Raw genomic sequence first — 25,929 nt, forward strand, 5'->3', positions numbered from 1 at the left:
AAAAGAGCGCCCCGAAGGCGCTCCTTTTTGCGAACGTGGCAAGACCGTTAGTAGCTGTCTTCCTGCTCCGCCTTCATCCGGGCCTGACGGGCATAGGCCTCCTCCTCGGCGCTCTCAATCTCCTGCAGCACCGAATCGAGATCGATGGCGGCGCGACTCTCTTCAAAGTGACCGGTCAGTTCGCTATCGGGGGTGAGTTTGCCATCTTCAAACAGCGCCCACATTTCCTGGGCATAACGGGTCTTGAGCAGCTCGGGGGCATACATACCGTAGTAGTTGCGCATATTGTTGACGTCCCGCTCCAGCATCGCCTTGGCCTGGTTGTTGGCGGCGGCATCCACCACCTGGGGCAGGTCGATGATGACAGGGCCCTGTTCATCCACCAGCACATTGAACTCGGAGAGATCGCCGTGGATAAGACCGGCGCAGAGCATGCGCACCATATAGCGGATCACCTTGTGGTGATCGATGACCGCTTGCTCAGGGGTGAGAGCCACATCGTTGAGGCGCGGCGCGACATTGCCATCCTCATCGGTGATAAGTTCCATCAAGAGGACACCATCGAGGCAGACATAGGGCTGCGGCACCCGCACACCGGCCGCCGCCAGCTTGAACAGGGCGTCGACCTCGGTGTTCTGCCACACCTCTTCATGCTGTTTGCGGCCGTACTTGGAGCCCTTCTCCATGGCGCGAGCGCTGCGGCTGTTACGCACCTTGCGCCCCTCCTGATAGACCACGGCCTGCTTGAAGCTGCGCTTGGACGCCTCTTTATAGACTTTGGCGCAGCGGATCTCGTCGCCGCAGCGCACCACATAGACGTCGGCCTCTTTGCCGCTCATCAACCGGCTGACGACCTCATCGACCAGGCCGTCATCAACCAGAGGTTGGATTCGATTTGGAATTTTCATGGCCGCCCTTTTACCCTATTTCCGCTCTCGAAGATAGCTCCGCGCACGCTCACCTGCCTCTCCCTTTCATAAGACACCCTGTTATCCCCTGTTTGCGCTGTTTTTGTCCACCTGTTCGCCTTAAAAACCACCAGCAGCAGACCAAATACGAAAGGCCCCTGCACCAACAAAAATGGCCCGCAAGCGGGCCAATTTTCAAGGTTCGGGCGGCAAACCCTGACGAATGCGCTGGATCCCCGCTTCATAGAGGCCGTCATCCCCCTCCTGATGCTCCAGGGTTTCGAAGATCTTGAGAAACCACATGTACTGCTCGGGATGGCGGGCCACCTGCATCTCCACCACCCGGTTCATGGCATTGACGTCTGCCAGCAGATCGGCGGTGGGATAAGGGTCAAACGGCGGCTCGATCTCCAGCAGATAGCGTCCCGCATCCTCGTCATAGCTTGCGAAGATGGGCACCGCTCTTGCACCAGTCAGCTTCACCAGCTTGGGCAAGGCTGGCAGGGTTGCCTTGGGGCGGCCAAAGAAGGGAACAAACACGCTCGCCTCGCGGCCGTGATCCTGATCCGGTAGATAGAAGAAACTGGCACCGGCGCGGATCGACTTGATCGCCGGTTTGATGCCGGCGCTGCGCTCGTACACTTTACCTCCTTTGGCCCGCTCGCGGTTGATGTACCAGTCGAACACCTGATCTTTCGGGCTCTTCATCATGGTGCACATCTCGATGCCCATCATGGAGAAGTAGCGGCCAATCATGTCGACCGCCCAGGTGTGAGGCACCACCAGGATCACCGGACGGCCTTCTGCCTGCTCGGTTTGCACATGCTCCCAGCCGGTGACCTTGATGCGGCGGGTCAGCCGCGCCTTGCTGCGCCAGCTGAGCTCGCCAAAGCCCATAAAGGTCTTGAGCCCGACCCGGATCGATTTGAGCAGCAGCGCCTGCCGTGCAGCGGCATCCAGCTCGGGAAAGCAGATCTTGAGATTGGTATCGGCGATATAGGCCTGCTTTTTCGAAAAACGCAGCAGGGTCGGAGAGACCAGATCGGCAAAGCGATCCCTCAGTCTCGCGGGGGTAAATGCCAGCAGGGAAAGCAGGCCCAGCGCACACCAGCTGCCCCACCATTTGGGATGCAGCAGGCGGCTATGAAATGAGGTATCAAATACCGGATCTAACGCAGACATGGCGGCCATCAAGTCATCAAAAACAAACGGTTATTGTAGTTATCCTGACATTTTTTTCTACCCTGGGGAGGCTGGCCATCAGCCTGCAAGGCACTGATCAGACTAGTTATCATAAAAAATGGCCCACCTGGGGCCATTTTAATCAATCCAAATTCTGGTCAGCCGTGGGGCGACAATCCCTTGCGGATCCGCTGGATCCCCGCCTCGTAAAGGCCATCCAGCCCCTCCTGATCCTGACGGGTATCGAAGATCTTGAGGAACCACATGTACTGGCCCGGATGGCGCATCAGCTGCTGTTGCACCATGTCGTTCATGCGACAGGTATCGGCCATCACATCCTCGGTGGGATAGTTGTCGAACGGTGCCTCAATCTCCAGCCGGTAGCAGTGGTTCGCTTCGTCATAGCAGGCGAGCAGCGGCACCGCCTTGGCGCCACTGACCTGCACCAGACGGGGCAAGGCAGGCAGGGTCGCTTTGGGATAGCCAAAGAAGGGGGCGAAGATGCTCTTCTCGCGGCCATGATCCTGATCCGGCAGATAGAAGAAGCTGCGACCGCTCTTGATGGTCCTGATCACCGCCTTGATCCCGGCGCTGCGCTCATAGACGCGGCAACCGTTCTTGGCCCGTGCACGGTTGAGGTGCCAGTCAAACACCGGATTGCGCGCCCGTTTCATCATGGTGCACATGGGCACCCCGCGCTGGGTGAAGCAGTAACCGGCGGCATCCACCGGCCAGGTATGGGGCACCACCAGGATCACCGGACGGCCGGCCGTCCGCTCCGCCTCGATATGCTCCCAACCGATCACCTGCATCCGGCTCATCAGATAACGCTGACTGCGCATGGTGAACTCGCCAAATCCCAACAGACTCTTGAGGCCGACCCGGATCGAGGTCAGTGCAATGGCATCCCGCTCTTCCGGGCTCTTATCCGGGAAGCAGATCTCCAGATTGGTTCTGGCGATATAAATCTGTTTTTTCGAGATACGAAACACCAGCGGAGCCAAGGCTTCGGCCAAACGGTCGCGCAATCGCACCGGCACAAAGGCGAGCAACATCAGCACGCCGAGCGCCAGCCAGCTGAACCAGTAGCGGGGATGCAGAAAACGGGCTTCAAAAGAGGAGTCAAATACGGGATCTTGGGACGACATGTATTGGGGTCGAGCGAAAAAGTGGTGCTGCATTGTAGTCGTCCTGACAGGTAATACCAGTTAAATCCATGGCAAATAGCCCGCCACGGGCGCCACATCAAAAAACCATAAAAAAATGCCCCGCACTGCGGGGCATTTTGCTCGTTACACAACCAGGGTGGAGGATCTTTGTCCATCCATCGTATGACTGGTCGTTTATCCCGTCGCTCTCGGAGCGCACTGCTTATCCATTTCCCGATGTCACATCTTCTTCAAGATTTAACGGTGAGCACCCTGGCGGGCCATGCCGTTATTCATTTCGGTATTACGCTGCGGCAGAAAAAACATCAGGTAACGCAGTGCCACATACCCGACGATCACGGTAGCCACCCCAAGCTCGAAGTGGGCCAGCAGTCTGATCTGCTCGACGTAGTGACTCCCTTGCGCAAACCCTTCAACCAGATGGGCCACTTTGAACAGGGCGGTAGCACCGATCACCAGCGGGAAGGTGAAGGCGGCATAACCCGGCGAGAAGGGCAGACGCAGCAGTTTGATGAAGGCCAGATAGATGATGCCGGTCATCAGGATGGCAATCCCCAACAGCACGGCCACCAGCAGCAGTGACGGCTCCTGACTGACGGTCAGGTAACCGGCCAGAGAGAGGCTGGCAGGAGCCGCCAGAATGGCGATGGTCGGTTTGGCGGCATCCGGCACTTCATGGCTGAAGATCAGGCGATAGAGCATCAGCGGCAGCATCAGGCCGTAGCAGATGATCCCGAACCAGAGCAGACCGCTGGCCAGCGGGGCAAACTGACCACCCGGGAAGGCGACGTCAGCCACGATGATCCCCACTGGCGGCACGAACCAGCTCGGCACCATGTGGTGGATTTCAAACTCTTTGGCGCGATGCCAGATAAAGGTGGCTAGGAACAGCAGGTGAACCGCCACGGCAAACAGCCAGAGGGCCTCACCCGCTTGCGGCGCAATCATACCGAGCGCTTTGGAGACCACCATGGTGCCCATGGCATAGGTCGGAACCACACTGCCCACCACGGGGTGAGCGAGATCCTGCAACAGCAGGCGGGGGTGAAGCAGAAACTTGAAGGTCAGGATCACCAGCAGCACGGCCGCAATGGCAGCGCCCAGCAGTTGCATCCGGCCATCGAAGTGACCGGCATTTTCCCAACACCAACCAAGGCTGGCGATGCCCAGCGCCAGACCCGCCATGGGGGTTGGGGCGGCAGCCAGTGATTTACGGGTTCTTGCGATCATGATGACACCTTTCTATTGATGACTATGGCGATAGGATAATGGTCCCTTATCGTTTACGATATCTAAATGAATTAAATCAATCATTCAGGAAAACCAAACACGATGAAACTGACCCTGCAGCAGCTGAAAGTGTTCGCCACCATTGCCCGTTATGGAAACCTTGGCCTTGCCGCCAACGAGCTCTGCCTGAGCAAGGGGGCTGTCTCCCAGTCGCTGCAGGAGCTGGAGCGCCAGCTCTCCACCCCGCTGTTTGACCGCATTCACCCCAGATTGCAGCTCAACAACGAGGGACGCCTGCTGCAACCGGCCGCCGAAGAGCTGCTGACCCGGATGCAGGATATCGAGAACCTGTTCAGCCCCGATGCCGAACCCAGCGGCCAGCTTCGCCTTGGTGCCAGCCAGACCATCGGCAACTACCTGCTCCCCACCCTGCTCGCCAGCAGCAAACAGGAGTTGGGGCTCCCCCCCAAGGTGACCATCAACAACACTCACCTGCTCTGCCATGCGCTGGCCAACTTCGAGCTGGATATGGCGTTGATTGAGGGGGAGAACCACCACCCCGACCTGCTCGCCGAACCCTGGCTGCAGGACGAGATGCTGGTGGTGGCCCCACCCGGTCACCCGCTTGCCAACAAGAAGGAGCTCACCCTCTCCCGACTGGGGGGCGAGACCTGGGTATTGCGTGAAGCACAATCGGGCAGTCGCGAGCAGTTTATCCAGCAGATCCAGCCCGAGCTGCCCCGCTGGCAACCAGGGCTTGAACTCAACACCTTGGAGGCGGTGATGCTGGCGGTGGAGAAAGGGCTTGGTATCTCCTTTATCTCCCGGCTGGCAGCCTCGGATCGCCTGGCAGATGGGCGGCTGATCGCCCTGCCCCTCACCCGCCGCTTCCCGCGCCAGCTCTCCCTTATCTGGCACAAGCAGAAGTACCACTCCACCTCCCTGCGCCACTTTATCCACTTCTGCCGGGCTCAGGTGAAGGATGCCGAGGTGAGCCGCGCAGAGTAACGCGCGCTCGGAGCGCCGCTGGCAGACCTGCACCCCAATGGAAAAAAGCAGAGAGGGAGCCACGGCTCCCTCTCTTTGATTCGCTTCTGAGTATCACTTTTCCAGACTGCGCAACCAGCTGATCTCCTCGCCCCAAATGGACTCGTCGATGGTCTCGAGGATCAGCGGAATGCGATCGAAGCGATCATCATTCATGATGTGGTGGAATACCGCCTCTCCCAGATTGCCCTCCCGCAAGCTGTGGTGGCGATCGACCCGGCTACCGAAGGTGCACTTGGCGCCGTTGATATGCATCCCCTTGAGATAGTGAAAACCCACCGTGCGGTCGAACTCGGCAAAGACGGCAGCGCAGCTCTCGGCAGTGCGCAGATCGTAGCCAGCGGCAAAGGCGTGGCAAGTATCGAAACAGATCCCGACCCGGCTCTTGTCCTCCACCCCCTCGATGATGGTGGCGAGGTGCTCGAACGACCAGCCGAGGTTGGTCCCCTGCCCGGCGGTATTCTCGATCACCGCCGTCACCCCTTCACTGCGCTCCAGCGCCCAGTTGATGGACTCGCTCACCAGCTTGAGGCTGGCCGCCTCAGGGATCTGCTTGAGATGGCTACCGGGGTGGAAGTTCAGATAGCAAAGCCCCAGCTGCTCGCAGCGCTTCATCTCGTCGAGAAACGCATCGCGGGATTTGGCCAGACCATCGGGATCCGGGTGGCCCAGATTGATGAGATAGCTGTCGTGGGGCAGGATCTGCTCCGGCAGAAAACCGGCCTTGTCACAAGCCGCCTTGAAGGCACGGATGGTGGCATCCGACAAGGGGGCCGCCTGCCACTGACGTTGATTCTTGGTAAAGAGGGCAAACGCGTTGGCCCCGATGGCCTGGGCGCGGGCGATGGTATTCTCCACCCCGCCGGCCGCACTGACGTGGGCTCCAATATATTTCATACAATCTCCTCGATACGGCAAGCCGCCATTATGCCGATCCAGCCCGGCCACGCCAAACCGGGATATCCGATAGCGGGTATCGACAAAAAGTGCTGCCTTAGCAAGGCGGCTGCGTTTCATGGCGCAATCGGCCTGCGCTGTAGCAACCTCTCCCCAGAAGGGATAGTTAGAGCCCATCCACGCCAGCATGGCGCCCATAAAAAAACGCAGCGTATCGCCTGAGCAATAACGCTGCGTCTTTGGGTCTCTCGGCCGTCCCCCTTGCCGTGACCCGAATGGCCAGCGACAAGGGAGCAAGAATGCGCGGGGAGAGTCGCCTTAGAAGGGCATCTTGAAGCCTGGCGGCAGTTGCATGCCACCGGTCAGTTCGCCCATCTTGGCCTTGTTCTGCTCTTCCACACGACGCACGGCATCGTTGCAAGCGGCGGCAACCAGATCTTCCAGCAGCTCCTTGTCATCTTCCATCAGGGAGGGGTCGATCTCGATGCGACGGACGCTGTGGCTACCGGTCATGGTGACCTTGACCATGCCAGCACCGGCTTCACCGGTCACTTCCATCTGAGCCAGCTGCTCCTGCGCCTTCTGCATACGCTCTTGCATCTGTTGGGCCTGTTTCATCAGGTTCCCCATTCCACCTTTACCAAACATATGTCGTCTCTCGTCTTGAAATCCGGCATCCAGCGCCGGGCTGTGGGCTTGTCTGTCCTAGATGGGGACAGCCAAACTGCTTTTCAACCGGAAGCAAGCTCCCGGCCACGGAATTTAGCGGTTGAGGGGCTCGATGCTCTCGTGATGAAGCACGGCACCAAACCGCTGAACTAAAAACTGTACGTTGGGATCCTGCTCCAGATCCCGGGTCACCTGCTCGCGCACCCCGAGATAGAGGCGGTGTTCGATCTCGAGGGGGGTCTCCTGGTCAGGCACCACACCAAGCGTCACCTCGACCTGCACCGGTTGACCCAGCGCTGGCCCAATGATCTCGGCCAGATCGGCGCGCGCCTTGTCGCTCACCAGATGGCGCTGTTCAGGCTTGAGGGTTAGCAGTACCTTGTCCCCTTCCCGCGTCATCACCGAGTTGATGGCCAACTGGCGCAGCCGCCCTCCCACCTGAGTGTGAGCGATCAACTCGGCCCAAGGGTCGCCGCAACCATTGAGCAGCGAGGAGGGGATAAGGCGAGTCGCCTCTCCCTCTTGCGGCTCGCTGTCGCTCTCGAGCTCATCCCAGTCGATGGTCTCCATCACCGGCTGAGCGGGCTCGCTCTGTATCACAGGGGCAGCAGCCACTGCCGTGATGGCAACGGGCGGCTGGGTCGCTGGGGTGGGCGTCACCGCAGGCACCCCAGCACTGCGCTCACCGGGTCGATAGCTCGGCTGTACGTCGAGATCCCAGGGGGGCAGATCGGTTGGCTGGGCCGGAGCCGTGACGGGGGCGTGGCTCATCACCGGAGTCTGCTCGGCAAAGCCCTGATTGAGGTACTCTTCGTATTCCCCGTTGTCACCCTGCGGCTCGTAACCGTCGTTATAGAGATCCACTGGCGGCAGATCATCATAGTGACCCATCGCCGGCATCCCCTGCCCGGCCGGTTGGCTGACCGGAGCTGGCTGTTGCGCTACGGTCGGTGCGGCGGCGGGCGCGACAGGACGAGCTGGCGCAACCGGCACCGCGCGCGGCGCGGGCGCCGCCGGGGCATCCTGACCACGCTGGCGGCTGCGCAACATGTTTCGCTTACCAAGCAGGCTTTGCATGCTCGATACCGCAGACACGGCTTCAGGTGCGCTAACCGGCGCGGTTGTCGGTTCGAGCGCGGGCTCGAAGGGGGCGGTCAGCGGCTCGCCACGGGAATAGTCCATATCGGCTGCGGCAGGCGCTCGATCATCAGCATCAGCATCAGCAGATTGTTCGGCTGAGTGCGCTGGCACATCGGGCTGCGCATGTGGCAACGCGGGCTCGGGTTGATACCCCATGCCCGCAGCCTCGCGCAGCAGCTCATCCTGCTGGCTGAACAGCTCGGCGGCTTGCGCCTCCTCCTCGCTGTCGGCGGGGTTGCCGATGTCATCCGTCATCGAAGGCAGGGAGACATCAACCGCGGGCACGGCGCCGCTGATCGGTGCCAGTGCGGCCGATTCAGCGGCCGGGCGCTTTCCCGGCAAGGAGGCTACCGGAGTGGCACTGCTCGCCGCACTGCTCGTCATTGACGGGGGCAACGCAGTGAGGCTGGCCGGATGCAGGGCATCACGCCTTGGGGAGAAGGCGAGCATCCGCAGGCAGGTCATCTCCAGCGCGGTGCGGCCATCGGGAGCCCAGGGAAGATCTTTACGACCACCCAGCACGATCTGGTAGCAGAGCTGCACCTCTTCCGGGCTCATCGCCTTGGCCAGTTGCAGCAGGGAATCGGCATCCGCCCCCTGCTCCTGCACACTGGCAGGCAGCAGCTGCGCCATGGCGATGCGATGGAGCAAGCCTTCCAGCTCGGCGTGGAGCTGATCAAAATCGGGGCCCAGGGTGGCGATCTCGGTGATCTTGGCCATGGTCGCGGGGGCATCTTGCCGCAAAATGGCTTCCAGCAGCTGGTGCAGATGGCGGTGATCGAGCGTGCCCAGCATCGCCAGCACGCTGTCGAGGCGCACGCTGCCGTTACCGTGGGCCAGCGCCTGATCGGTCAAGCTCAGGGCATCGCGCATACTGCCGTCAGCGGCTTTGGCCAAAGCCAGCAGGGCGCGGGGCTCGAAGGGCTGCCCCTCCTGATCCAGCACCCATTCGAGCTGCTTGGCAATCTGGGTCTGATCCAGACTCTTCAGATGAAACTGCAGGCAGCGCGAGAGAATGGTAATGGGCAGCTTCTGCGGATCCGTGGTGGCCAGCAGAAACTTCACATAGGGGGGGGGCTCTTCGAGGGTTTTCAGCAGCGCGTTGAAGCTGTGACGCGACAACATGTGCACTTCATCGATAAGGTAGACCTTGAAGCGGCCGCGGGCCGGACGGTACTGCACGTTGTCGAGCAGCTCGCGGGTATCTTCCACCTTGGTTCGCGACGCCGCGTCAATCTCCAGCAAGTCGACAAAGTTGCCCTGATCGATCTCGCGGCAGGTATCGCAGACACCGCACGGGTGGCTGCTGATCCCCTGCTCGCAGTTGAGGCTCTTGGCCAGAATACGGGCGATGGTGGTCTTGCCGACCCCGCGGGTACCGCTCAGCAGATAGGCGTGATGCAGCCGTCCCTGATCCAGGGCGTTGGTCAAGGCGGTCAGCACATGTTGCTGGCCTACCACTTGTTCAAACGTATGGGGGCGCCATTTACGCGCCAGAACCTGATAGCTCATAAATCCATCATGCAGGGAAGACAGGGCATTGAGGCCGGATGCTAACACAAATGGCGGGCTGGCTGTATCGGCTATCGGTCAGAGCGGGAGGGATCGCTTGATTTTCAAACCGATGCCCGCACGGGCACCGGTTCAATGCAGGCCCGATGCAGAGGATCGGGCCGAAGAGGCATTACTCGCCGGCCAGCTCGACCAGTGAGACCACCTTGATGCCAGCGGCAGTCAGGCGAGCATCGCCACCCAGAGACGGCAGGGAGATGATAAAGGCCGCATCGGCAACTTCACCACCGGCACGGCGGATCAGCTTGACGGTCGCATCGACGGTACCGCCGGTCGCCAGCAGATCGTCCACGACCAGCACTTTGTCACCGGGCACGATGGCATCGGTGTGCAGTTGCAGGGTGTCGGTGCCGTATTCGAGGGCATAGGACTCCTCGATCACTTCGCGCGGCAGCTTGCCCGGCTTGCGGACCGGTACGAAGCCCAGCCCCATGGCATAGGCAACCGGCGCGCCAAAGATGAAGCCGCGAGCTTCGGTGCCAACAATCTTGGTGATCCCTTGATCACGATAATGATTGGCCAGCAGATCGATGGTGGCCTTGAAGGCCTCGGCGTTCTCGATCAGGCTGGTGATGTCACGAAACAGAATGCCCGGCTTCGGATAGTCGGGAATGGTCTTGATGCTTGCTTCGATAAATTTCAGGGTTTCCGGATTCATGTGTTGACCGCTTATTTTTTTGACCCAGGGGTGGCCATTTTTTCTCAATTCCCTTCTGCGGGAAATAAAAAAGCCTGTCACGCAAAAATGACAGGCCGACTCCATAGCATTATTGCTGCAATAGCTTAGGGACTTCACTTCACCATTGCAACTGGCTCCAGCACCGGCAGGCGCATTAACCAGGTGAGCAGGATCACCATTATGACAACCAGCAGCCCCTTGACCCACAGCAGTGGCACCACCGCCAGCGACACCGAAAAGGTGAGCAAAATGAAGATAATGGCGCGCCGTCTGGCCTGACGACGAATGCCGCGATACTGTTGCCAATCCACGATGGGCGGGCCAAACCAGGGATGGGTCAGCAACCAGCGATGAAAACGGGGCGATGAGCGGGCAAACAGGGCGGCAGCCAGCAACATGAAGGGGGTAGTCGGCAATAGCGGCAGCACAATGCCCACAATACCGGTGGCAAATGCCAGCCACCCGAGCGCCATCAGACACCAACGCTTCATTCCTTCTCCTTGCGTGATTTATCTCCCTCTAGCCTAACAGAGTTTGAGCGGGTGCTGACAGCGGGCCGCAACCCCACTACAATCTGCGCTCTTTTTTCTTGCCACTCTCGTCGGAAAGCCGTTATGCGCGTTATTTTGGCCCCCATGCAGGGGGTACTGGATCACCTGATGCGGGAGGTACTCACCTCCGTCAATGATTACGATCTCTGCGTGAGCGAGTTTATCCGGGTCGTCGATCAGCTGCTACCCGCCAAGGTGTTCTACCGCCTCTGCCCTGAACTGCTGCAAGATGGCAAAACCCGCGCAGGCACCCCGGTGCGGGTACAACTGCTGGGGCAACACCCCGAGTGGCTGGCCGAGAACGCCCTGCGCGCCATCGAGCTGGGCTCCCCCGGAGTCGATCTCAACTTCGGCTGTCCCGCCCCTACGGTCAACAAGAGCAAGGGCGGTGCGGTGCTGCTCAAAGAGCCCGAGACCATCTACCGCATCGTCAAGGCGGTACGTGACGCAGTGCCCGCCCATCTGCCGGTGAGCGCCAAAATTCGCCTCGGTTACGATGACAAGGATCTCTATCTGGAGAACGCTCAGGCGGTCTTCCAGGGGGGCGCCAACGAGCTGGCCGTTCATGCCCGCACCAAGCGCGAAGGGTACAAGGCCCCCGCCCACTGGGAGTATGTGGACGCCATTCGCCGCGCCCTGCCCATCCCCGTCACCGCCAACGGCGAAATTTGGGATCACAAAGATGCCCTCGCCTGCGCCAGGGTCTCGGGTTGCGATGCCCTGATGGTCGGGCGCGGCGCCATCTCCCTGCCCAATCTGGCCAACGTGATGAAAACCGGCTGCCCGCACATGAGCTGGGCCGAGGTGCTGCAGTTGATGGTGAGCTATACCGAGCAGGATCTGGCCAGCGAAAAAGCCGACTACTACCCCAGCCGCATCAAACAGTGGTTCAGCTATCTCAAGCGGGAATATCCCGAAGCGGACCTGCTGTTTCAGGAGATCCGGGTGCTCAAAGAGACGGCTCCCATCCGCGATGCCCTGCTGCAAGCAGCCAAAAGCCACGGCTAACCACGTTTAACTTGACGCATATCATCTTGATAGAGTTATCGGATCCCTATACTGCCCCGAATCTGTCGTCTGTCCTGTGGGGGATAATGTGTGTGAAATGACGCAAGCACAGTTGACTGTCTGGCGTAATCGCCTGCTGTCAGACTGGGCCCAAGTACGAGAAACGCTGATCGGTCAGCTCAAAGCCTGCCGCCGTGACGAGTGGGCCGAACAGGTCGGTCACTGCGAGCAGGATCAACTGGTGGAACTGACCAGCCGGCTGGATCTGCCGAAGGTAGAGCAGAGCGTGGCCCGCCTCAAGCGGATCGACGCGGCACTCTGCCAGATGGATCTCGGCCTCTATGGCCTCTGCTCCGATTGTGAAGAGCCGCTTTCCATCGAACAGCTGGAACAGGATCCGACTCTGCAACGCTGCCCGCGCTGCGAAGCCCGCTATCGCAAGGGATTCCACGCCCACGAACTGTGAGGGATGCACCTCTGTGCATCCACTCACCCCTCAGCACTGGTTACTCCGTCGTTCCTGTCCAATACTCAACCGTATCAGCCTGTTCGAGGGTATGCGTTGTGTACAGACTCTTGTTGTTATGGTGTTTGTGTTGCCAGGCTACGGCACAAGAGTCATTGGTCGTGGGCTGGGTCGACTGGCAGCCCTTCAGTTATCGCAATGAACAACAACAGCTCCGTGGACTTGATGTGGAGCTGCTCAACGCCATCTTCCTGCGGGCCGGTTATCAGGCCAAATTCAGTGAAATGCCCTGGGCTCGCGTGCTGCACGAGCTGAAATTCGGCACGGTTCAACTGGCCATGTCAGCCAATATCACCGCCGAGCGGCAGCAATATGCCCGCTTCAGCCACCCCTATCGGGAAGAGGAGACGGCCATCGTCATCCGTCGGCAAGATGCCGATCGCTGGCGCGGGATCAACACCCTGGAGCAGTTGATCAACACCCCCGACTTCCATATCGGGGTGCTCAAGGGCTTTGATTATGGCAATACCTTCCGCCAGTTGATGGCAAGGCCCGAGCTGCAGCCCCGTCTGCAGATGCGCCTGCGGCTGGATCAGCTGCTGAAGATGTTGCAAGGGGGACGGATCCAAGGGTTTATTCTGGATCCCCACGGACTGCAGGAGTGGCAGGGTAAGGATGGCGTGCAGGACAAGCTGTATATTCTGCTGCATATCGAACAGACACCAGTTCACCTGATGCTTAGCAAAGAGAGCACCACAGAAGCGCAACTGCAGCGGATCAATCATGCTATCGATCAATTGAAACAGAGCCCCGACTATCAGCAGATCCTCGATCGCTACCAGTTCAGATCCCTGCATTCACAGGAAAACACTCATAAGTAAGGGGAGCATCTGCTCCCCTTACTGTCTCAAGCAAACCCAATCCGTTCTCAAACAACCCTGGTTGCAACTTGCCAGGACGCTTTGGTCATCGATAACGTGATGGGTTAAGCCTGGCTATCAGCGTCCCAGCACAATGTCGGCAAGGTGGGCGAAGTGGTGGATTTCGTGTGTGGCATCGCACTCGCCCGCTTGCCGCGCCGGGTTGTACCAGCAGGTTGCCAGCCCCTGCGCCGCCGCCCCGGCAATATCGGTTTTCGGATTATCCCCCACCATCAGCACCCGGGCCGGATCTGGCTGTCCCATCAAGGAAAGAGTGTGCTGGAAAATAGCTGGCGCCGGCTTGGTCACCCGAATTTCGTCGGAGATCACCAGCGGCTCGAACCACTCGCTCCAGCCCAGTTTGCCGAGCCGCCCCCGCTGAGGCACGCTGAAACCATTGGTAATGATCCCCATCCGCACCTTGCTGCGCAGCTGCTGCAGGGTCTCGACCACCCCTTCGAGAGGCATGCTAAGGGCAATGATTTGCTCCAGAAAGGTGTTGTTCATCGCCATGGGATCGGCGGCAACCTGCTGGGCAAAGAGGGAGAAGCGGGTCTGCTGCAACGCCGTTGCATCGATCTCGCCGTCGTTGTACTGCTGCCAGAGCCCGTGGTTGAGGACGTGGTACTGCGCCATGCTGGCGTCATCAGCCTGTACGCCATAGATCTGCAAGGTGTGAGTCAGCGCAGAGGCGACCGGAAAATCGAGCAGGGTTTCATCCAAATCGAACAGCACCCAGTCATAACTTGGTTTTTTTCACATAACTCCTTGTTATCATTCAGATTATTCAGAGGCTTGGCGACCAACTCTGCCAAGCGGACTGGCCAGCAGATCCAGCGTGAGACGCACGCCGAAGCCGGTCACTTCGCTGGAGACCACCCCATTGCCCCCTTTGTTGCGAAAACCGCTCAGGTCGAAGTGCAGCCAGGGGGTCTGCTCGGGCACGAAGTGGGCGAGGAAACGGGCCGCATCAATGTGATCCGGCGAACTGCCCGGCGCACACTGCAACAGATCGGCCCACTCGCTCTCGATATTGTCGTCGTAATCGTCATCAAGCGGGAAGGGCCAGATCCGCTCACCGCTGCGCTGACCCAGATTGACCAGTGATGCCATCCATTCGCTGCGATTGGTAAAGACCCCGCTGTAGCGGCCACCCAGCGCCCGTTTGCAGGCCCCGGTCAGGGTCGCGTAATCGAGCAGCAGATCAGGGGTATCCTGCACCGCCATCGCCAAGGTGTCGGCCAATACCATCCGCCCTTCGGCATCGGTATCGACCACCTCGATGGAGGTGCCATTGATGGCGGTCACCACCTCGCCGGGGCGATAGGCGTGAGGGCCGATATGGTTCTCGGCAATGGCCAGCCAGCAGTGTACCTCGTAGGGCAACTGGGCTCGGCTGATAGCGTAGAGGGTACCAAGCGCCACTGCACTGCCCCCCATGTCCAGATGCATGCCATACATGCTGCCAGAGACCTTGAGGTTGTAACCGCCAGAGTCGTGGCAGATCCCCTTGCCCACCAACGCAATGCGGCGCACTGGCTTGGGTGGATAGTAGCTGAGCTTGACCATGGCCCCCTGATTGTCTTCCGAACCACGAGCAACGGCCAAAAACGCCCCCGCCCCCAACTCGGCCAGCTGCGCCTGATCATAGTGATGGCACTGCCACCCCTCATCTTGCGCCAGCTTGCTGACAAACTCACGATAGCTGGCGGCCGTCAGCTCGGAGGCAGGCAACACCGCCAGATGGCGAGCCAGCCCGTTGCCCCCCGCTTCGCTGTAGAGGCGCGCCAAGTCCAGCACCACCGCGGGTGAAACCTTGATCTGCTGATAGCTCCAGCTGCTTTCACTGCGGCGCTTGCTGGTGGGCAACGAAATATTGGCGGCAAGCAGGGCCGACAACATCACTTCGGCCAGCATCACTCGCTCGGAGGGGGAAAAACCTTCCAGATGCAGCCCGAGGCGCTCCACATTGAGCCCAGAAAGAGGAGCAATCCAGCCTCTGATCTGTTTATAGAGGCGGTGATCCCGCGTCACACTGCCGGCCACAAACATCACCTGCAACAGGGTATTGCCATGCATCAGGGTAAAGGGCGCTTTTTTCCCCAGCGCAAGCTGGGTCTGGAGACCCGCAAGAGCGGGGAGCGAAAGCAAGGACTCCTTCTGCTCTTCGGCGATCAGCAGCAGTTGCAACGGCAGCCCTTGGGCAAGGGCTTCGGCCAGCGTGGCATCCCGGCTTTCAATAGCAGGAGGAAGATAGGTGAAGGGAGTGATCACAGGCGCGCGCCTCATCCATGAAGAGATACCTGATGATACCCAACAAATGGTTGATACGACCAGTTTTGGTCTTGAAAAAGCGTCAGAAATAGCAGCAATCACCAGATGGTGACGAGCATCAAGAAGGATTGTTTAATGATTGGCAATGCAGGAAGGGAACGTACAGAAAGTTGGTTGCGGGGGCCGGATTTGAACCGACGACCTTCGGGTTATGAGCCCGACGAGCTACCGAGCTGCTCCACCCCGCGTCCGAATTGTCACCCTCAAGCCGAGCAGTAGCTTGGTGGCCTTTGTCTGCCTTCGACTGTTTGCACAATCGCAAGCTGACGAAAAAGTTGGTTGCGGGGGCCGGATTTGAACCGACGACCTTCGGGTTATGAGCCCGACGAGCTACCGAGCTGCTCCACCCCGCGTCCGAATTGTCACCGTCAAGCCGAGCAGTAGCTTGATGGCGTTTGTCTGCTTTCGACTATTTATACAATCGCAAGCTGACGAAAAAGTTGGTTGCGGGGGCCGGATTTGAACCGACGACCTTCGGGTTATGAGCCCGACGAGCTACCGAGCTGCTCCACCCCGCGTCCGAATTGTCACCCTCAAGCCGAGCAGTAGCTTGGTGGCGTTTGTCTGCTTTCGACTATTTATACAATCGCAAGCTGACGAAAAAGTTGGTTGCGGGGGCCGGATTTGAACCGACGACCTTCGGGTTATGAGCCCGACGAGCTACCGAGCTGCTCCACCCCGCGTCCGAATTGTCACCCTCAAGCCGAGCAGTAGCTTGATGGCGTTTGTCTGCCTTCGACTGTTTACACAATCGCAAGCTGACGAAAAGTTGGTTGCGGGGGCCGGATTTGAACCGACGACCTTCGGGTTATGAGCCCGACGAGCTACCGAGCTGCTCCACCCCGCGTCCGAATTGTCACCCCAAGCCGAGCAGTAGCTTGGTGGCGTTTGTCTGCTTTCGACTGTTTACACAATCACAAGCTGACGAAAGAGTTGGTTGCGGGGGCCGGATTTGAACCGACGACCTTCGGGTTATGAGCCCGACGAGCTACCGAGCTGCTCCACCCCGCGTCCGAATTTTTCTCGAAGTGGCCGATCAGTAGCCAGTTCGATTTCTCCTTTCCCACCAACCGGTTACACCGGCTTGACTGGTCAGGATCTCAGATGGTTGCGGGGGCCAGATTTGAACTGACGACCTTCGGGTTATGAGCCCGACGAGCTACCGGGCTGCTCCACCCCGCGTCTGAGGTCGCCAATAATAGGCGCCAGCGCACAGATTGCAAGTAAATATCTCAAAAAAAGTTTATTCGTAGATTAATCGGACAAATAGTGCGGTCATTAGCAGCATCATGCTGTTTTTTCAGGCAATCGAGTCCTTGCCAGGCATCCGGCACTACACTCAATAAGGTGAACACTCCTCATTTTGGGTAGGTAGAATATGCGCATCTCCGCCGGTCACTGCCGTCAGTTGGGGGCCACACCCGACAGTAACGGCGTCAACTTCGCGATCTGGGCACGCCTCGCCAGCCGGGTCGAACTGCTGCTCTTCGCAAGCGCAGACGATGCGACCCCCGAGGTGATCCCCCTCTCCCCGCGCCTAAACCGCACCGCCTACTACTGGCATATCCATGTGGAGGGGATCTCGGTCGGGCAACGTTACGCCTATCGCATTCAGGGCCCGTGGCGCCCATATGGCGGCACCCGCTTCGATGCCGAGAAGGTGTTGCTCGACCCTTACGGCCGCAGCATCGAGCTTGGCGCCAATTACGATCGATGGGCGGCGGCCCGTCCAGGCAGCAATCTGGCTTGTTGCGCCAAGAACAAGGTGGTCGATACTCGCCACTACGACTGGGAAGGAGACAAACTGCCCGCTCACTCCCTCTCCCGCTCGGTGATCTACGAACTGCATCTGGGGGGCTTTACCAAGTCCCCGAGCTCCGGGGTCGATCCGGCGCTACGTGGCACCTATCTCGGGCTGATTGAGAAGATCCCCTATCTGCAATCTCTCGGCGTCACCGCCGTCGAGCTGCTGCCGGTATTCCAGTTCGATCCTCAGGATGCGCCCAAAGGACTCTCCAACTACTGGGGTTACAGCCCCATGTCCTTTTTCGCCCCCCACGCCCAATACGCCTGCGGCGATGATCCGCTGACCGAATTTCGCGACATGGTCAAGGCGCTGCACAAGGCCAATATCGAGGTGATCCTGGACGTGGTTTACAACCACACCGCCGAAGGAGGAGATGATGGCCCCACCTTCTCGTTTCGCGGCATCGACAACGAGGCCTACTACATCCTCGACAACAACCAGAAGGACACCAACTATTCGGGCTGCGGCAACACCTTCAACGGCGCTCATCCGGTGGTGCTGCGGATGATCATGGACAGCCTCCACTTCTGGCGTCAGGAGATGCACGTCGATGGCTTTCGGTTTGATCTGGCTGCCATTCTGTCGCGGGATGAATCGGGTCAGCCGCAGGCCAATGCCCCCACTCTACGCACCATAGATACCGACCCCAACATCGCCGACATCAAGCTGATTGCCGAAGCCTGGGACGCGGGGGGACTCTATCAGGTGGGGTCACTGGCCGGCGCCCGCTGGCGTGAGTGGAACGGCCAGTTCCGGGATGATGTGCGCCGCTTCCTGCGCGGGGATGACAACAGCGTCACCGCCTTTGTCGAGCGGCTCTGCGGCAGTCCCGACATCTACCACTATCACCACGCCGATCCCGAGAAGAGTATCAACTTCGTCACCTGTCACGACGGTTTTACCCTGTGGGACTGGGCCAGTTACAACAGCAAGCACAACGAGGCCAACGGGGAGGAGAACCGTGACGGCTGCGATCACAACTTCAGCTGGAACCACGGCCATGAAGGGGTAACGGAAGATCCCCAGATCAACGCCCTGCGGATGCGCCAGGCCAAAAACATGATGGTGGCGACCCTGCTCTCGGTGGGCTCCCCCATGCTGCTGATGGGGGATGAGCTGCTGCGCACCCAGCGGGGTAACAACAACGGCTACTGTCAGGACAATGCCACCTGCTGGATGAACTGGCTGCCCAATGCCCGCAGTCAGGAGATGTTCCGCTTTATGAAGGAGCTGATCCAATACCGCAAACACCTGTTCCAGCGCCCGGAGCAGGAGAGCATGCCGCTGTCGCTCACCGAGATCCTGCGCCACAGCGAGATCTGCTGGCACGGGGTCAACGCCGGGCAACCGGATTTCAGCCCCCACTCCCACGCCATCGCCATGTCGGCGCTGTCGAGCGAAACCAAGCTGGCGCTCTATGTGCTGTTCAACGCCTACTGGGAGCCCCTCACCTTCAACCTGCCGAGCCCGCCAAAGGGGGTCGGCGGCTACTGGCGGCGGATCCTCGATACCGCCCTCCCCTCGCCGCAAGATATCTGCACCTTCGGCATGCCGCTGGAGGGATTGACCCGCGAATATCTGGCCCAGCCGCGCAGCAGTTGCCTCTTTATCTGCGGGGCCGACGATTTCTATTGATCGATTGCTGTGAATTGATAGCAGCGATACCTGCAAGCCAGATATGGAAAAGCCCCGAGTGTTGGCTCGGGGCTTTCTCTTTTCAGCGCCAGTGTCAGATCAGCTGGTGCAACACGCTGGTAGCGGCAATCTGGGCGATCAGCAGGCCACACAGGGAGGTGGAGACCACCACAGGCGCGGTATCACGCTGTAAGTAGAGCGGGCTGAACCAGAGCAGCAGAGAGGCCACCAGCAACGCTGCCTGGGTCACCACCGCCGGGATCAGGGCATCGAGATTGACCTCACTCCCTTGCCAGCCCACCAGCACTGCCAGCCAGACAAGGCTGGCCATCGCCCCCACCAGACCGGCCAGTGGCAACAGGGTGTTGAATGCCTTGAGACGATGACGGGCCCGCAGCAGCATCAGGTGGGCAAAGGCCGCCCCCAGCATCGCCATCTGCAGTAGACCGCTCACCCAGCCCTGCAGTTGCAGCAGCCCGATGCCATAGAGAGCGAGCGGCAACGCCGGTAGCCAGAGCAGTGTCGAGGGGACTGAACGCTTGCCCTCCAGCCGTGACTGGGCCAACGACAAGCCAACCCCGAGCACCAGTGCGGCCCCACCACTCCAGATGAGCCAGCTGGCCGCCTTGGCCTCGACCGCCAGCATCAGGGAGAGGGCGGTAATGACCCAGATGGAGAAGAGCTGCTGACTGATGCGCGAGCGTTGGCCAGGGCAGATATCACCGCGCCACAGCACGATACCGAGGGCGATCAGGGCGCCAAGCGCCATCAATCCGGTGAGGGGAAAGAGCCAAAAAGGGAGTTGGACGAACACGATGCCTCCAGCAGTAAAGATTCGAGGTGCGCCACCGGGGCGCCAGAGAGGGGCGAGTATACCCAAACCGGCGGCTATCCCCAATCGCGACAAACAATCGTGGGCAAACAATCCGGGGCAATTTGCTGCCAGCAGAGCCCACCTTGAGGGGCGCCCTGCAGGCAGCCATATCCATAGTGACGAGATGCAGCGCTGGCTTTAGCCCTGACCGCGGGCCAGCGCCACCACCCGGGCAAACATCTGGCGGATCACCGGCGGAATATGTTCGGCGCCGAGCCGCTCCGCCTCTTCCACCACCGCCAGCGCCATTCCCGGCTTGCTGCGGTGATGGATAGCCTTGTTGATGATGTGACTGGCACTCCACATGGCGCGCCCGCCCACCCCGGCCTCGCGGCGAAACACAGCTTCAAAACCGTTGTGATAGAGGTAGTGCTCAATGTCTGCGGCAGGGAGCTGGGTCAGTCGGTCCCGTTCCCGCTCTCCCTTGAGCTGGCCCCGGGCCGAGGTGGCATACTTGAGCCCCGCCTCGTCGCCATCGGTCAGCAGGTGCCACTCGATGCCAAAATCCCGTGCCACCTTGATGAGCGGCGACTGGCCGCACTGGGCAAACTCGATGATCCGCACCCCTTCGGCCCGCAGACTGTAACCGCAGATCTGGGCCAGCTCGGAGAGCAGCCAGATCTCGGTCTCCCCCTCCACCAGCAGCCAGCAACGGGCAAACAGCGACATGGGGCGGTTGATCCGCACATGGAAGGCGATCTTGCGCAGATCGTCGCTGCTGTAGCGCTCGCCCCCCAGCTGGTGACAGAGGATATCCTGCTGACGGCGCACCAGCCGCCGCACCTGATTGAGCGGCAGGGAAGAGAGCAAGTCCCCCGAGTTGGTGGTGAGCAGCTTCTGACCCGGCAGTTGTTCCAGCAGCCCCCACGCCAGCGCCAGCATGGTTGGGTGCAGCCGGCTCTCCGGGTCCTCCAGGATCATGATGGGGCGAGCCCCCTCCTCCAGCTCGCGGTTGCCACGCGCCTGCAGCAGGGTCGCCGCCATCCCCGCCATCGCCAGCTGCAGGGCGCGGTTATCGGCGTGGCGCAGCAGGGTGTGCAGGTTGCCCGGATTGCGCAATGTCATGGGGCGATTGATGATGTCGCGCTGACTGCGCGGCTTGTTCTTGATGGGGGCCAGGGCGTTGAAGTAGTGATCCATCAGCTGGCGCACCGCCTGCAGCGCCTCTTTGAGCTCCGGCTCGCCGATCCGCTGGGGTTCGTCGATCAGCTTGTCTGCCAGCTCGCTCAGGCGATGCTCGGAGAGATCTCCCCACTGCAATGTCTCCACCCCGTTGCGAGCGGTACGGGCGTCCCGCAGCCGGAACACCGGGTTCATGGTGATGAGCAGGCAGACCAGCTCGTGGGTGTTGGCGATGGGCAGGCTCTTGCCTACCCCGTCGAGAAAGTCGTGAATGGTGAGCACAGAGCCATCCGCCTGCAGCTCGGCGCTGGCGCGATAGTGAATGCGGTGGAATTTGTCCTTGTGCAGCACCCAGGAGGGGCAAAGACGGGCCAGGCGACGGGAGTGCTGACACATCTGGGGTCTGTGCTCACTGAAGGTGAGCACCAGTTGCAAGTGGCGCGCCGGGGCCAATTCGGGATCTTCCGGTTGGTGAAAATCCTCGGCGGTGAACTGATAGGGCTCGGCATCCTGCCCCAGCAGACACCAGAGGGCGCGCAACAGGCTCGATTTACCCCAGGTATTCTCGCCGATCAGCACTGTGGTCTGATCCAGCCCGAGCGACAGGCGATTTATACCGCGAAAACCTTTGACTTCAATACGTTCCAGAAACATCCAGCCATGTCCACATCATTGTGATGGGGCAATAGTGGCAAAGTTACCGGAAAAATCCTATCGCAGGCGGGGCTTTTTCAACGTGAACTGTGAGGCACTGCAGGTTCGGGAGGGGTAACAACAGCGGTGCGATCTTGCGGGGCATTCCAGTGGCTGAACCAGAGATGACGGGTACGGATTTGACGTTTGCGATAATTCAATGGGCATTCCTTTCAATGGATAAGTGGTAGAGAGTACACCTCTTTTGTCCAAAGTCTCAGGGTTATCTGTGACGAGAAGATGACAATTGCGCCCGCCACTGCCCCGGCGTCAAACCAAACGCCTCGCGAAAACGATTACCGAAATGGGCCTGGGAAGAAAAGCCACACTGACTGGCGATGCTGGCCAGCGGCTCGGGGCCAGCCAACAGCTGCTTGGCCCGTTTGAGCCGCAGCCCAAGCAGATAACGGTGGGGCGGGCAGCCGAGACTCTGGCCGAACATGCGGGCGAAGTGGTACTCGCTCAGCCCCGCCTGCTGCGCCAGCTCTGCCAGCGTGACCGAATCGGCCAGATGGGCCTGCAGATACTCCTGCACCCGCTTGATCACCACGGGCGCCAGCCCGCCGCGCAGAGGCGGCAAACCGGGAGCCTCCTCGGTGTGGTGGCGGTAGGCGTGGAGGATCAACATCCAGGCGCCGTGGGAGAGTGCCAGCCGATCGACCCCGTGCTGCCACTGAAGCTGCATCAACTGGCGCTGCACCAGCGAAGCCGCCTGCGGATCGTCGATAAAGGTCTTGTCCACCAGTTGCAGGTGGCGCCCCTCCTTGTCACACACCTCCTCGGCGATACGGGTGAGGTGAGCCGGGGTGAAGTAGAGATGAAAGAAGCGAAACTCTTCGCGCACCAGCCACTCGGATCTGTGGTGATCCGGCATGATACACACCTTGCCGGTACCGCCGTGGCCACCCGGCCCATCGAGTCGCTCGGTCTGCTCGCCCCCTTGCAGATAAACGCTCAAGGTGTGGTGGCCCGGCTTGTGATAGCGGGTCTGGTCATAGCAGTTGCGCCAACTGGCGACGCCAAGCCCGGGTTCGAGCCAGCAGGCGTCCTCCAGCCGGGCGCCGGTGCTGACCAGTGCATCAAATACCCCTGCTGTTTTCATTCGCCCCTGCCGCCTGTTCCGGTGTACGTGTTATGCCGCTGCCATCCATCTTACCGACCGCGCCCGCAGATGACAGCGCAAGGCGATGAAAAACCGCAAGATGGTGCAATCCAGCCATCAGGGCTCGCCCCATAGTGGGTCATCTCTCCCTGACTCACCGGAAATGTGATGAATCTGATGCTCTATCTTGCCACCGTGCTTATCTGGGGCAGCACCTGGATTGCCATCGCCTGGCAACTTGGCCCCATCCCCATCGAGGTGTCGGTGCTCTACCGCTTCCTGCTGGCAGCGGTGGCACTGTTTGCCCTGCTCACCGCCAGCGGCCGCTTTACGCGCCTGCCGTGGCATGGCCAGCGCTATGCGGCGCTGCTCGGTGCCCTGCTCTTTTCCACCAACTTTCTCTGCTTTTACCACGCCACACGCTATATCCCGAGCGGCATGTCGGCGGTGATCTTCGCCAGTGCCAGCATCTTCAACGGCATGAACCTCTGGCTGTTCGAGAACAAGCGCCCCACCCTGCGCTGGCTGCAAGGCTCCTTGCTGGGGCTCTTTGGCACCCTGTTACTGTTCTGGCCGGTGCTGGCAGATGCGCAACTGGGTGCAAACGGCTGGAAGGGGCTGCTGCTCGCCTGCGGCGGCACCCTCTGCTTTTCGCTGGGCAATCTGGTCTCGGCCCGGGGCCAGCGCCACGGCTACCACGTACTGCAACTGGTGCCCTGGGGCATGGTTTACGGCGTGGTGCTGTTGCTGGGCTGGGTCACATTGCTCGGGCAGCAACTGGTGGTGCCGACCGATGGCCACTATCTGGCGGCCATGGTCTACCTCGCCCTGTTTGGCTCGGTGATCGCTTTTACCGCCTACCTGACGCTGGTGGGGCGCATCGGTGCCAGCAAGGCTTCCTACGCCACCGTGCTCTTTCCGTTGGTGGCGCTTACCCTCTCCACCTTCTATGAAGGCTTTGTCTGGCAGCCGGTCTCGGTGGCCGGAGTGGTGATCAGCCTCATCGGCAATCTGGTGATCTTCGCGCCGCCCTTGAGCGAGTGGCGCATTCGACCGGCCAAGGCAGCAAACGCCCCTTGCTCCTGAGCCAGTCAGCCCCTAAGGTAGCGCTGATCAATCTGTGACGATCCTGATGGCGATAAACAAGGGGGCGAGATGTTACTGGAAGGGCTGGAGACGCTGGGCCTGCTGGCGAGCGAAGGGACCATGGCCAAGGTGGCCAGCCACCTCTATATCAGCCAGTCGGCGGTAAGCAAGCGGATTGCCCAACTGGAGCAGCGCCTTGGCAAGAAGCTGATCGAGCCGGAGGGGCGCCAGATCCGGCTCACCCCGCAGGCGCAGGAGCTGCTGGAGAGAGTGGCCCCGAGTCTGGCAGAGATGAAGGGGGTGCTGGCCGATAGTCAGGATCTGGCGGATCAGAGCCCCCTCCCCATCGCCTGCTCTGAAACCCTGCTGGCGGGTTATCTCGCCCATTTTATGCGCGACTTTCTGGAGCGCGATCCCCACCTTGCCCTCTCCACCCACCACACCCCGGTCATTCTGGCGCGGGTGCGCAGCGGTGATGCCCTGCTCGGCATCTGCGCCGGTCGGCTCCCGCCCGGCCATGGCCTCGGCGCCGATCTGCTGCTTGAGGAGCCCTTCTATCTGGTGGGCGAGGCGCAGCAGAGCCTGCCGCCAGCCAGCGTAGAAAGCAGGCGCAAAATCCTCACCATGGATCTGGAGAACCCCTCCAACCGCTACCTGCGCGAACCGCTGGCAGATTTGGGGCTGGAGCCCGCCATGGAGCTCGACTCCTATCTGGCGCTCATCGAACTCGCCAAGGCAGGTATTGGCCCTGTGCTGCTCCCCGCTGGCCTGCTGGGGCTGGTGGGAGAACAGGGGGAGATGGCGCGCCCACTTCCCGGACTGGGCCGCCCCCTTCATCTGGTCTACCGGCCAAACAGCCTAAAGCGAGAGCGGATCGCCAGGCTGGTGAGCGCCCTGCACCAACACTTTCGCCACTGCAGCGACATACCGCGCTAGCGCTGTAAAACACCAGATATGACAACGGGGCCCGAGGGCCCCGTTAACAATTGCGATGCGGCAAGCAAGGCGCACATCAGATCCAGGCAAACAGCTCCGGATACTGGCTCCACACCAGCTTGGCAGACATCAGCAAGGAGACTGTCACCAACAGTGGTTTGATCAGCTTCACCCCTTTTTTCAGCACCATCTTGGAGCCAAAGCGGGCGCCGATAAACTGCCCCAGCGCCATGCAAAAACCGACACTCCACACCACCTTGCCGCCGAGAGCAAAGAACAGCAGGGAGGCGATATTCGAGGTGAAGTTGAGCAGCTTGGTATGGGCGGTGGCGCGAGCCATGCCAAAGCCCGCCAGCGCCACGAAACCGATGGCAAAAAACGAACCAGTACCCGGCCCGAAAAAACCGTCATAAAAGCCGACACCGCCCCCCACCAGCAGCGCAAACAGCATGGGAGTCAGACGGCGGGAGCTCTCGGCATCGCTTACCCGCGGCGAGAAGTAGAAGTAGCAGGCAAAGGCCATAAGCAGGAAAGGGAGCAGGCGCTCGAGAATGGCGGCGTCTATGGTCTGTACCGCCAGCGTGCCGATGGCCGCACCGATAAAGGTGCAGATCACCGCAGGCCAGATCATCGCCCACTCCAGCAGCCCCTTGCGGGCATAGAACCAAGTGGCGGAGAAGGAGCCAAAACTGCTCTGCAGCTTGTTGGTGCCGAGCACCAACGCGGGCGGCATGCCGGTGGCCAGCAGGGCCGGCACCGTCAGCAGACCGCCCCCACCGGCGATGGCATCGATAAAGCCGGCGACAAGCGCTACACCGAACAGGGCAAAAAGGGTAACCAGTTCCAATTCCATCCATAGACCTCACGAGAGTGGGTTGCCCGAAGGGCAACCGGAGATAACC

At 60.4% G+C, this 25,929-nt stretch carries 23 protein-coding genes and 7 tRNA genes; 8 read left to right on the forward strand and 22 right to left on the reverse strand.

Features of this window, described 5'->3' with window-relative positions; translation table 11 throughout:
* Positions 1–47: 47 nt before the first annotated feature.
* The 4 genes from I6L41_RS07255 to I6L41_RS07270 all read right to left on the reverse strand — a co-directional run bounded on the left by I6L41_RS07255 (position 48) and on the right by I6L41_RS07270 (position 4,489).
* Positions 48–908, reverse strand: a complete 861-nt coding sequence (locus tag I6L41_RS07255; protein ID WP_216963020.1) for a PA4780 family RIO1-like protein kinase — start codon at positions 906–908, stop codon at positions 48–50.
* Between the two features lie 195 nt (positions 909–1,103).
* The gene (locus I6L41_RS07260) at positions 1,104–2,099 is read right to left on the reverse strand and encodes a lipid A biosynthesis acyltransferase (RefSeq protein ID WP_042055420.1); all 996 of its coding nucleotides are present in this window, start codon (positions 2,097–2,099) and stop codon (positions 1,104–1,106) included.
* Between the two features lie 149 nt (positions 2,100–2,248).
* Positions 2,249–3,238 (reverse strand): lauroyl-Kdo(2)-lipid IV(A) myristoyltransferase, encoded by a 990-nt coding sequence (gene lpxM / locus I6L41_RS07265; protein ID WP_216963023.1) that lies wholly within the window; start codon positions 3,236–3,238, stop codon positions 2,249–2,251.
* A gap of 258 nt (positions 3,239–3,496) precedes the next feature.
* A complete protein-coding gene (locus I6L41_RS07270) occupies positions 3,497–4,489 on the reverse strand; it encodes a TDT family transporter (RefSeq protein ID WP_201956362.1) in 993 nt (330 codons plus the stop codon).
* A gap of 102 nt (positions 4,490–4,591) precedes the next feature.
* On the opposite strand from I6L41_RS07270, the gene I6L41_RS07275 reads away from it, so the two are divergent.
* Positions 4,592–5,497: a LysR substrate-binding domain-containing protein gene (locus tag I6L41_RS07275; protein WP_042055426.1), complete on the forward strand. Its 906-nt coding sequence runs from the start codon at positions 4,592–4,594 to the stop codon at positions 5,495–5,497.
* Between the two features lie 93 nt (positions 5,498–5,590).
* Here I6L41_RS07275 and nfo read toward each other — a convergent pair whose 3' ends face one another.
* The 5 genes from nfo to I6L41_RS07300 all read right to left on the reverse strand — a co-directional run bounded on the left by nfo (position 5,591) and on the right by I6L41_RS07300 (position 10,984).
* Positions 5,591–6,433 carry a deoxyribonuclease IV gene (nfo, locus tag I6L41_RS07280; protein ID WP_042055429.1) on the reverse strand — a complete coding sequence of 281 codons (843 nt, stop codon included), beginning with the start codon at positions 6,431–6,433 and terminating at the stop codon, positions 5,591–5,593.
* 318 nt (positions 6,434–6,751) lie between these two features.
* Positions 6,752–7,081 (reverse strand): YbaB/EbfC family nucleoid-associated protein, encoded by a 330-nt coding sequence (locus I6L41_RS07285; protein ID WP_005333445.1) that lies wholly within the window; start codon positions 7,079–7,081, stop codon positions 6,752–6,754.
* A gap of 114 nt (positions 7,082–7,195) precedes the next feature.
* Positions 7,196–9,754, reverse strand: a complete 2,559-nt coding sequence (gene dnaX, locus I6L41_RS07290; RefSeq protein ID WP_216963025.1) for a DNA polymerase III subunit gamma/tau — start codon at positions 9,752–9,754, stop codon at positions 7,196–7,198.
* A 172-nt stretch (positions 9,755–9,926) separates the two neighbouring features.
* Positions 9,927–10,472 carry an adenine phosphoribosyltransferase gene (gene apt / locus I6L41_RS07295; RefSeq protein WP_005352403.1) on the reverse strand — a complete coding sequence of 182 codons (546 nt, stop codon included), beginning with the start codon at positions 10,470–10,472 and terminating at the stop codon, positions 9,927–9,929.
* A gap of 134 nt (positions 10,473–10,606) precedes the next feature.
* Positions 10,607–10,984 (reverse strand): YbaN family protein, encoded by a 378-nt coding sequence (locus I6L41_RS07300; protein WP_005352406.1) that lies wholly within the window; start codon positions 10,982–10,984, stop codon positions 10,607–10,609.
* 123 nt (positions 10,985–11,107) lie between these two features.
* Between I6L41_RS07300 and dusC the strand changes: the two genes are divergently transcribed.
* From dusC to I6L41_RS07315, 3 genes are all read left to right on the forward strand, one after another.
* Positions 11,108–12,052, forward strand: a complete 945-nt coding sequence (gene dusC, locus I6L41_RS07305) for a tRNA dihydrouridine(16) synthase DusC (RefSeq protein ID WP_106843568.1) — start codon at positions 11,108–11,110, stop codon at positions 12,050–12,052.
* Positions 12,053–12,149: 97 nt separating this feature from the next.
* Positions 12,150–12,518: an RNA polymerase-binding protein DksA gene (locus tag I6L41_RS07310; RefSeq protein WP_019445807.1), complete on the forward strand. Its 369-nt coding sequence runs from the start codon at positions 12,150–12,152 to the stop codon at positions 12,516–12,518.
* Positions 12,519–12,679: 161 nt separating this feature from the next.
* Positions 12,680–13,399 carry an ABC transporter substrate-binding protein gene (locus tag I6L41_RS07315; protein ID WP_216963027.1) on the forward strand — a complete coding sequence of 240 codons (720 nt, stop codon included), beginning with the start codon at positions 12,680–12,682 and terminating at the stop codon, positions 13,397–13,399.
* Positions 13,400–13,516: 117 nt separating this feature from the next.
* On the opposite strand, the gene yjjG is transcribed toward I6L41_RS07315, so the two are convergent.
* Entirely contained in the window at positions 13,517–14,170 is a 654-nt protein-coding gene (yjjG, locus tag I6L41_RS07320; RefSeq protein ID WP_216963877.1) for a pyrimidine 5'-nucleotidase, read from the reverse strand.
* A gap of 51 nt (positions 14,171–14,221) precedes the next feature.
* The gene (locus tag I6L41_RS07325; protein WP_216963029.1) at positions 14,222–15,712 is read right to left on the reverse strand and encodes a leucyl aminopeptidase family protein; all 1,491 of its coding nucleotides are present in this window, start codon (positions 15,710–15,712) and stop codon (positions 14,222–14,224) included.
* Between I6L41_RS07325 and I6L41_RS20830 the strand changes: the two genes are divergently transcribed.
* A complete protein-coding gene (locus I6L41_RS20830; RefSeq protein ID WP_302054528.1) occupies positions 15,696–15,824 on the forward strand; it encodes a hypothetical protein in 129 nt (42 codons plus the stop codon). The two genes, I6L41_RS07325 and I6L41_RS20830, sit on opposite strands and share 17 nt — an antisense overlap.
* Positions 15,825–15,883: 59 nt before the next feature.
* Here I6L41_RS20830 and I6L41_RS07330 read toward each other — a convergent pair.
* From I6L41_RS07330 to I6L41_RS07360, 7 genes are all read right to left on the reverse strand, one after another.
* Positions 15,884–15,960 (reverse strand) — tRNA-Met (locus I6L41_RS07330).
* Between the two features lie 88 nt (positions 15,961–16,048).
* A tRNA-Met gene (locus tag I6L41_RS07335) sits at positions 16,049–16,125 on the reverse strand.
* Positions 16,126–16,213: 88 nt separating this feature from the next.
* Positions 16,214–16,290, reverse strand: a tRNA-Met gene (locus I6L41_RS07340).
* 88 nt (positions 16,291–16,378) lie between these two features.
* A tRNA-Met gene (locus I6L41_RS07345) sits at positions 16,379–16,455 on the reverse strand.
* Positions 16,456–16,542: 87 nt separating this feature from the next.
* A tRNA-Met gene (locus tag I6L41_RS07350) sits at positions 16,543–16,619 on the reverse strand.
* 87 nt (positions 16,620–16,706) lie between these two features.
* A tRNA-Met gene (locus tag I6L41_RS07355) sits at positions 16,707–16,783 on the reverse strand.
* Positions 16,784–16,877: 94 nt separating this feature from the next.
* A tRNA-Met gene (locus tag I6L41_RS07360) sits at positions 16,878–16,954 on the reverse strand.
* Between the two features lie 196 nt (positions 16,955–17,150).
* On the opposite strand from I6L41_RS07360, the gene glgX reads away from it, so the two are divergent.
* Positions 17,151–19,214: a glycogen debranching protein GlgX gene (glgX, locus tag I6L41_RS07365; protein ID WP_058058466.1), complete on the forward strand. Its 2,064-nt coding sequence runs from the start codon at positions 17,151–17,153 to the stop codon at positions 19,212–19,214.
* Between the two features lie 94 nt (positions 19,215–19,308).
* Here the strand turns inward: glgX and I6L41_RS07370 are convergent, their stop codons facing one another.
* The 3 genes from I6L41_RS07370 to I6L41_RS07380 all read right to left on the reverse strand — a co-directional run bounded on the left by I6L41_RS07370 (position 19,309) and on the right by I6L41_RS07380 (position 23,005).
* Positions 19,309–20,028 carry a hypothetical protein gene (locus I6L41_RS07370; RefSeq protein ID WP_216963031.1) on the reverse strand — a complete coding sequence of 240 codons (720 nt, stop codon included), beginning with the start codon at positions 20,026–20,028 and terminating at the stop codon, positions 19,309–19,311.
* A 198-nt stretch (positions 20,029–20,226) separates the two neighbouring features.
* The gene (locus tag I6L41_RS07375; RefSeq protein ID WP_216963033.1) at positions 20,227–21,864 is read right to left on the reverse strand and encodes an ATP-dependent endonuclease; all 1,638 of its coding nucleotides are present in this window, start codon (positions 21,862–21,864) and stop codon (positions 20,227–20,229) included.
* Between the two features lie 262 nt (positions 21,865–22,126).
* Positions 22,127–23,005 (reverse strand): helix-turn-helix domain-containing protein, encoded by an 879-nt coding sequence (locus I6L41_RS07380; RefSeq protein WP_005352438.1) that lies wholly within the window; start codon positions 23,003–23,005, stop codon positions 22,127–22,129.
* Between the two features lie 168 nt (positions 23,006–23,173).
* Here I6L41_RS07380 and I6L41_RS07385 point away from each other — a divergent pair, with 168 nt between their 5' ends.
* Both I6L41_RS07385 and I6L41_RS07390 read left to right on the forward strand, forming a co-directional pair.
* Complete coding sequence (locus I6L41_RS07385) at positions 23,174–24,091, forward strand: DMT family transporter (RefSeq protein WP_216963036.1); 918 nt, start codon at positions 23,174–23,176, stop codon at positions 24,089–24,091.
* 69 nt (positions 24,092–24,160) lie between these two features.
* Positions 24,161–25,027 carry a LysR family transcriptional regulator gene (locus I6L41_RS07390; protein ID WP_216963040.1) on the forward strand — a complete coding sequence of 289 codons (867 nt, stop codon included), beginning with the start codon at positions 24,161–24,163 and terminating at the stop codon, positions 25,025–25,027.
* 76 nt (positions 25,028–25,103) lie between these two features.
* On the opposite strand, the gene I6L41_RS07395 is transcribed toward I6L41_RS07390, so the two are convergent.
* Positions 25,104–25,880: a TSUP family transporter gene (locus I6L41_RS07395; RefSeq protein WP_005333472.1), complete on the reverse strand. Its 777-nt coding sequence runs from the start codon at positions 25,878–25,880 to the stop codon at positions 25,104–25,106.
* Positions 25,881–25,929 lie beyond the last annotated feature (49 nt).

Source organism: Aeromonas sp. FDAARGOS 1411 (assembly GCF_019047125.1).
GTDB lineage: Bacteria > Pseudomonadota > Gammaproteobacteria > Enterobacterales > Aeromonadaceae > Aeromonas > Aeromonas veronii.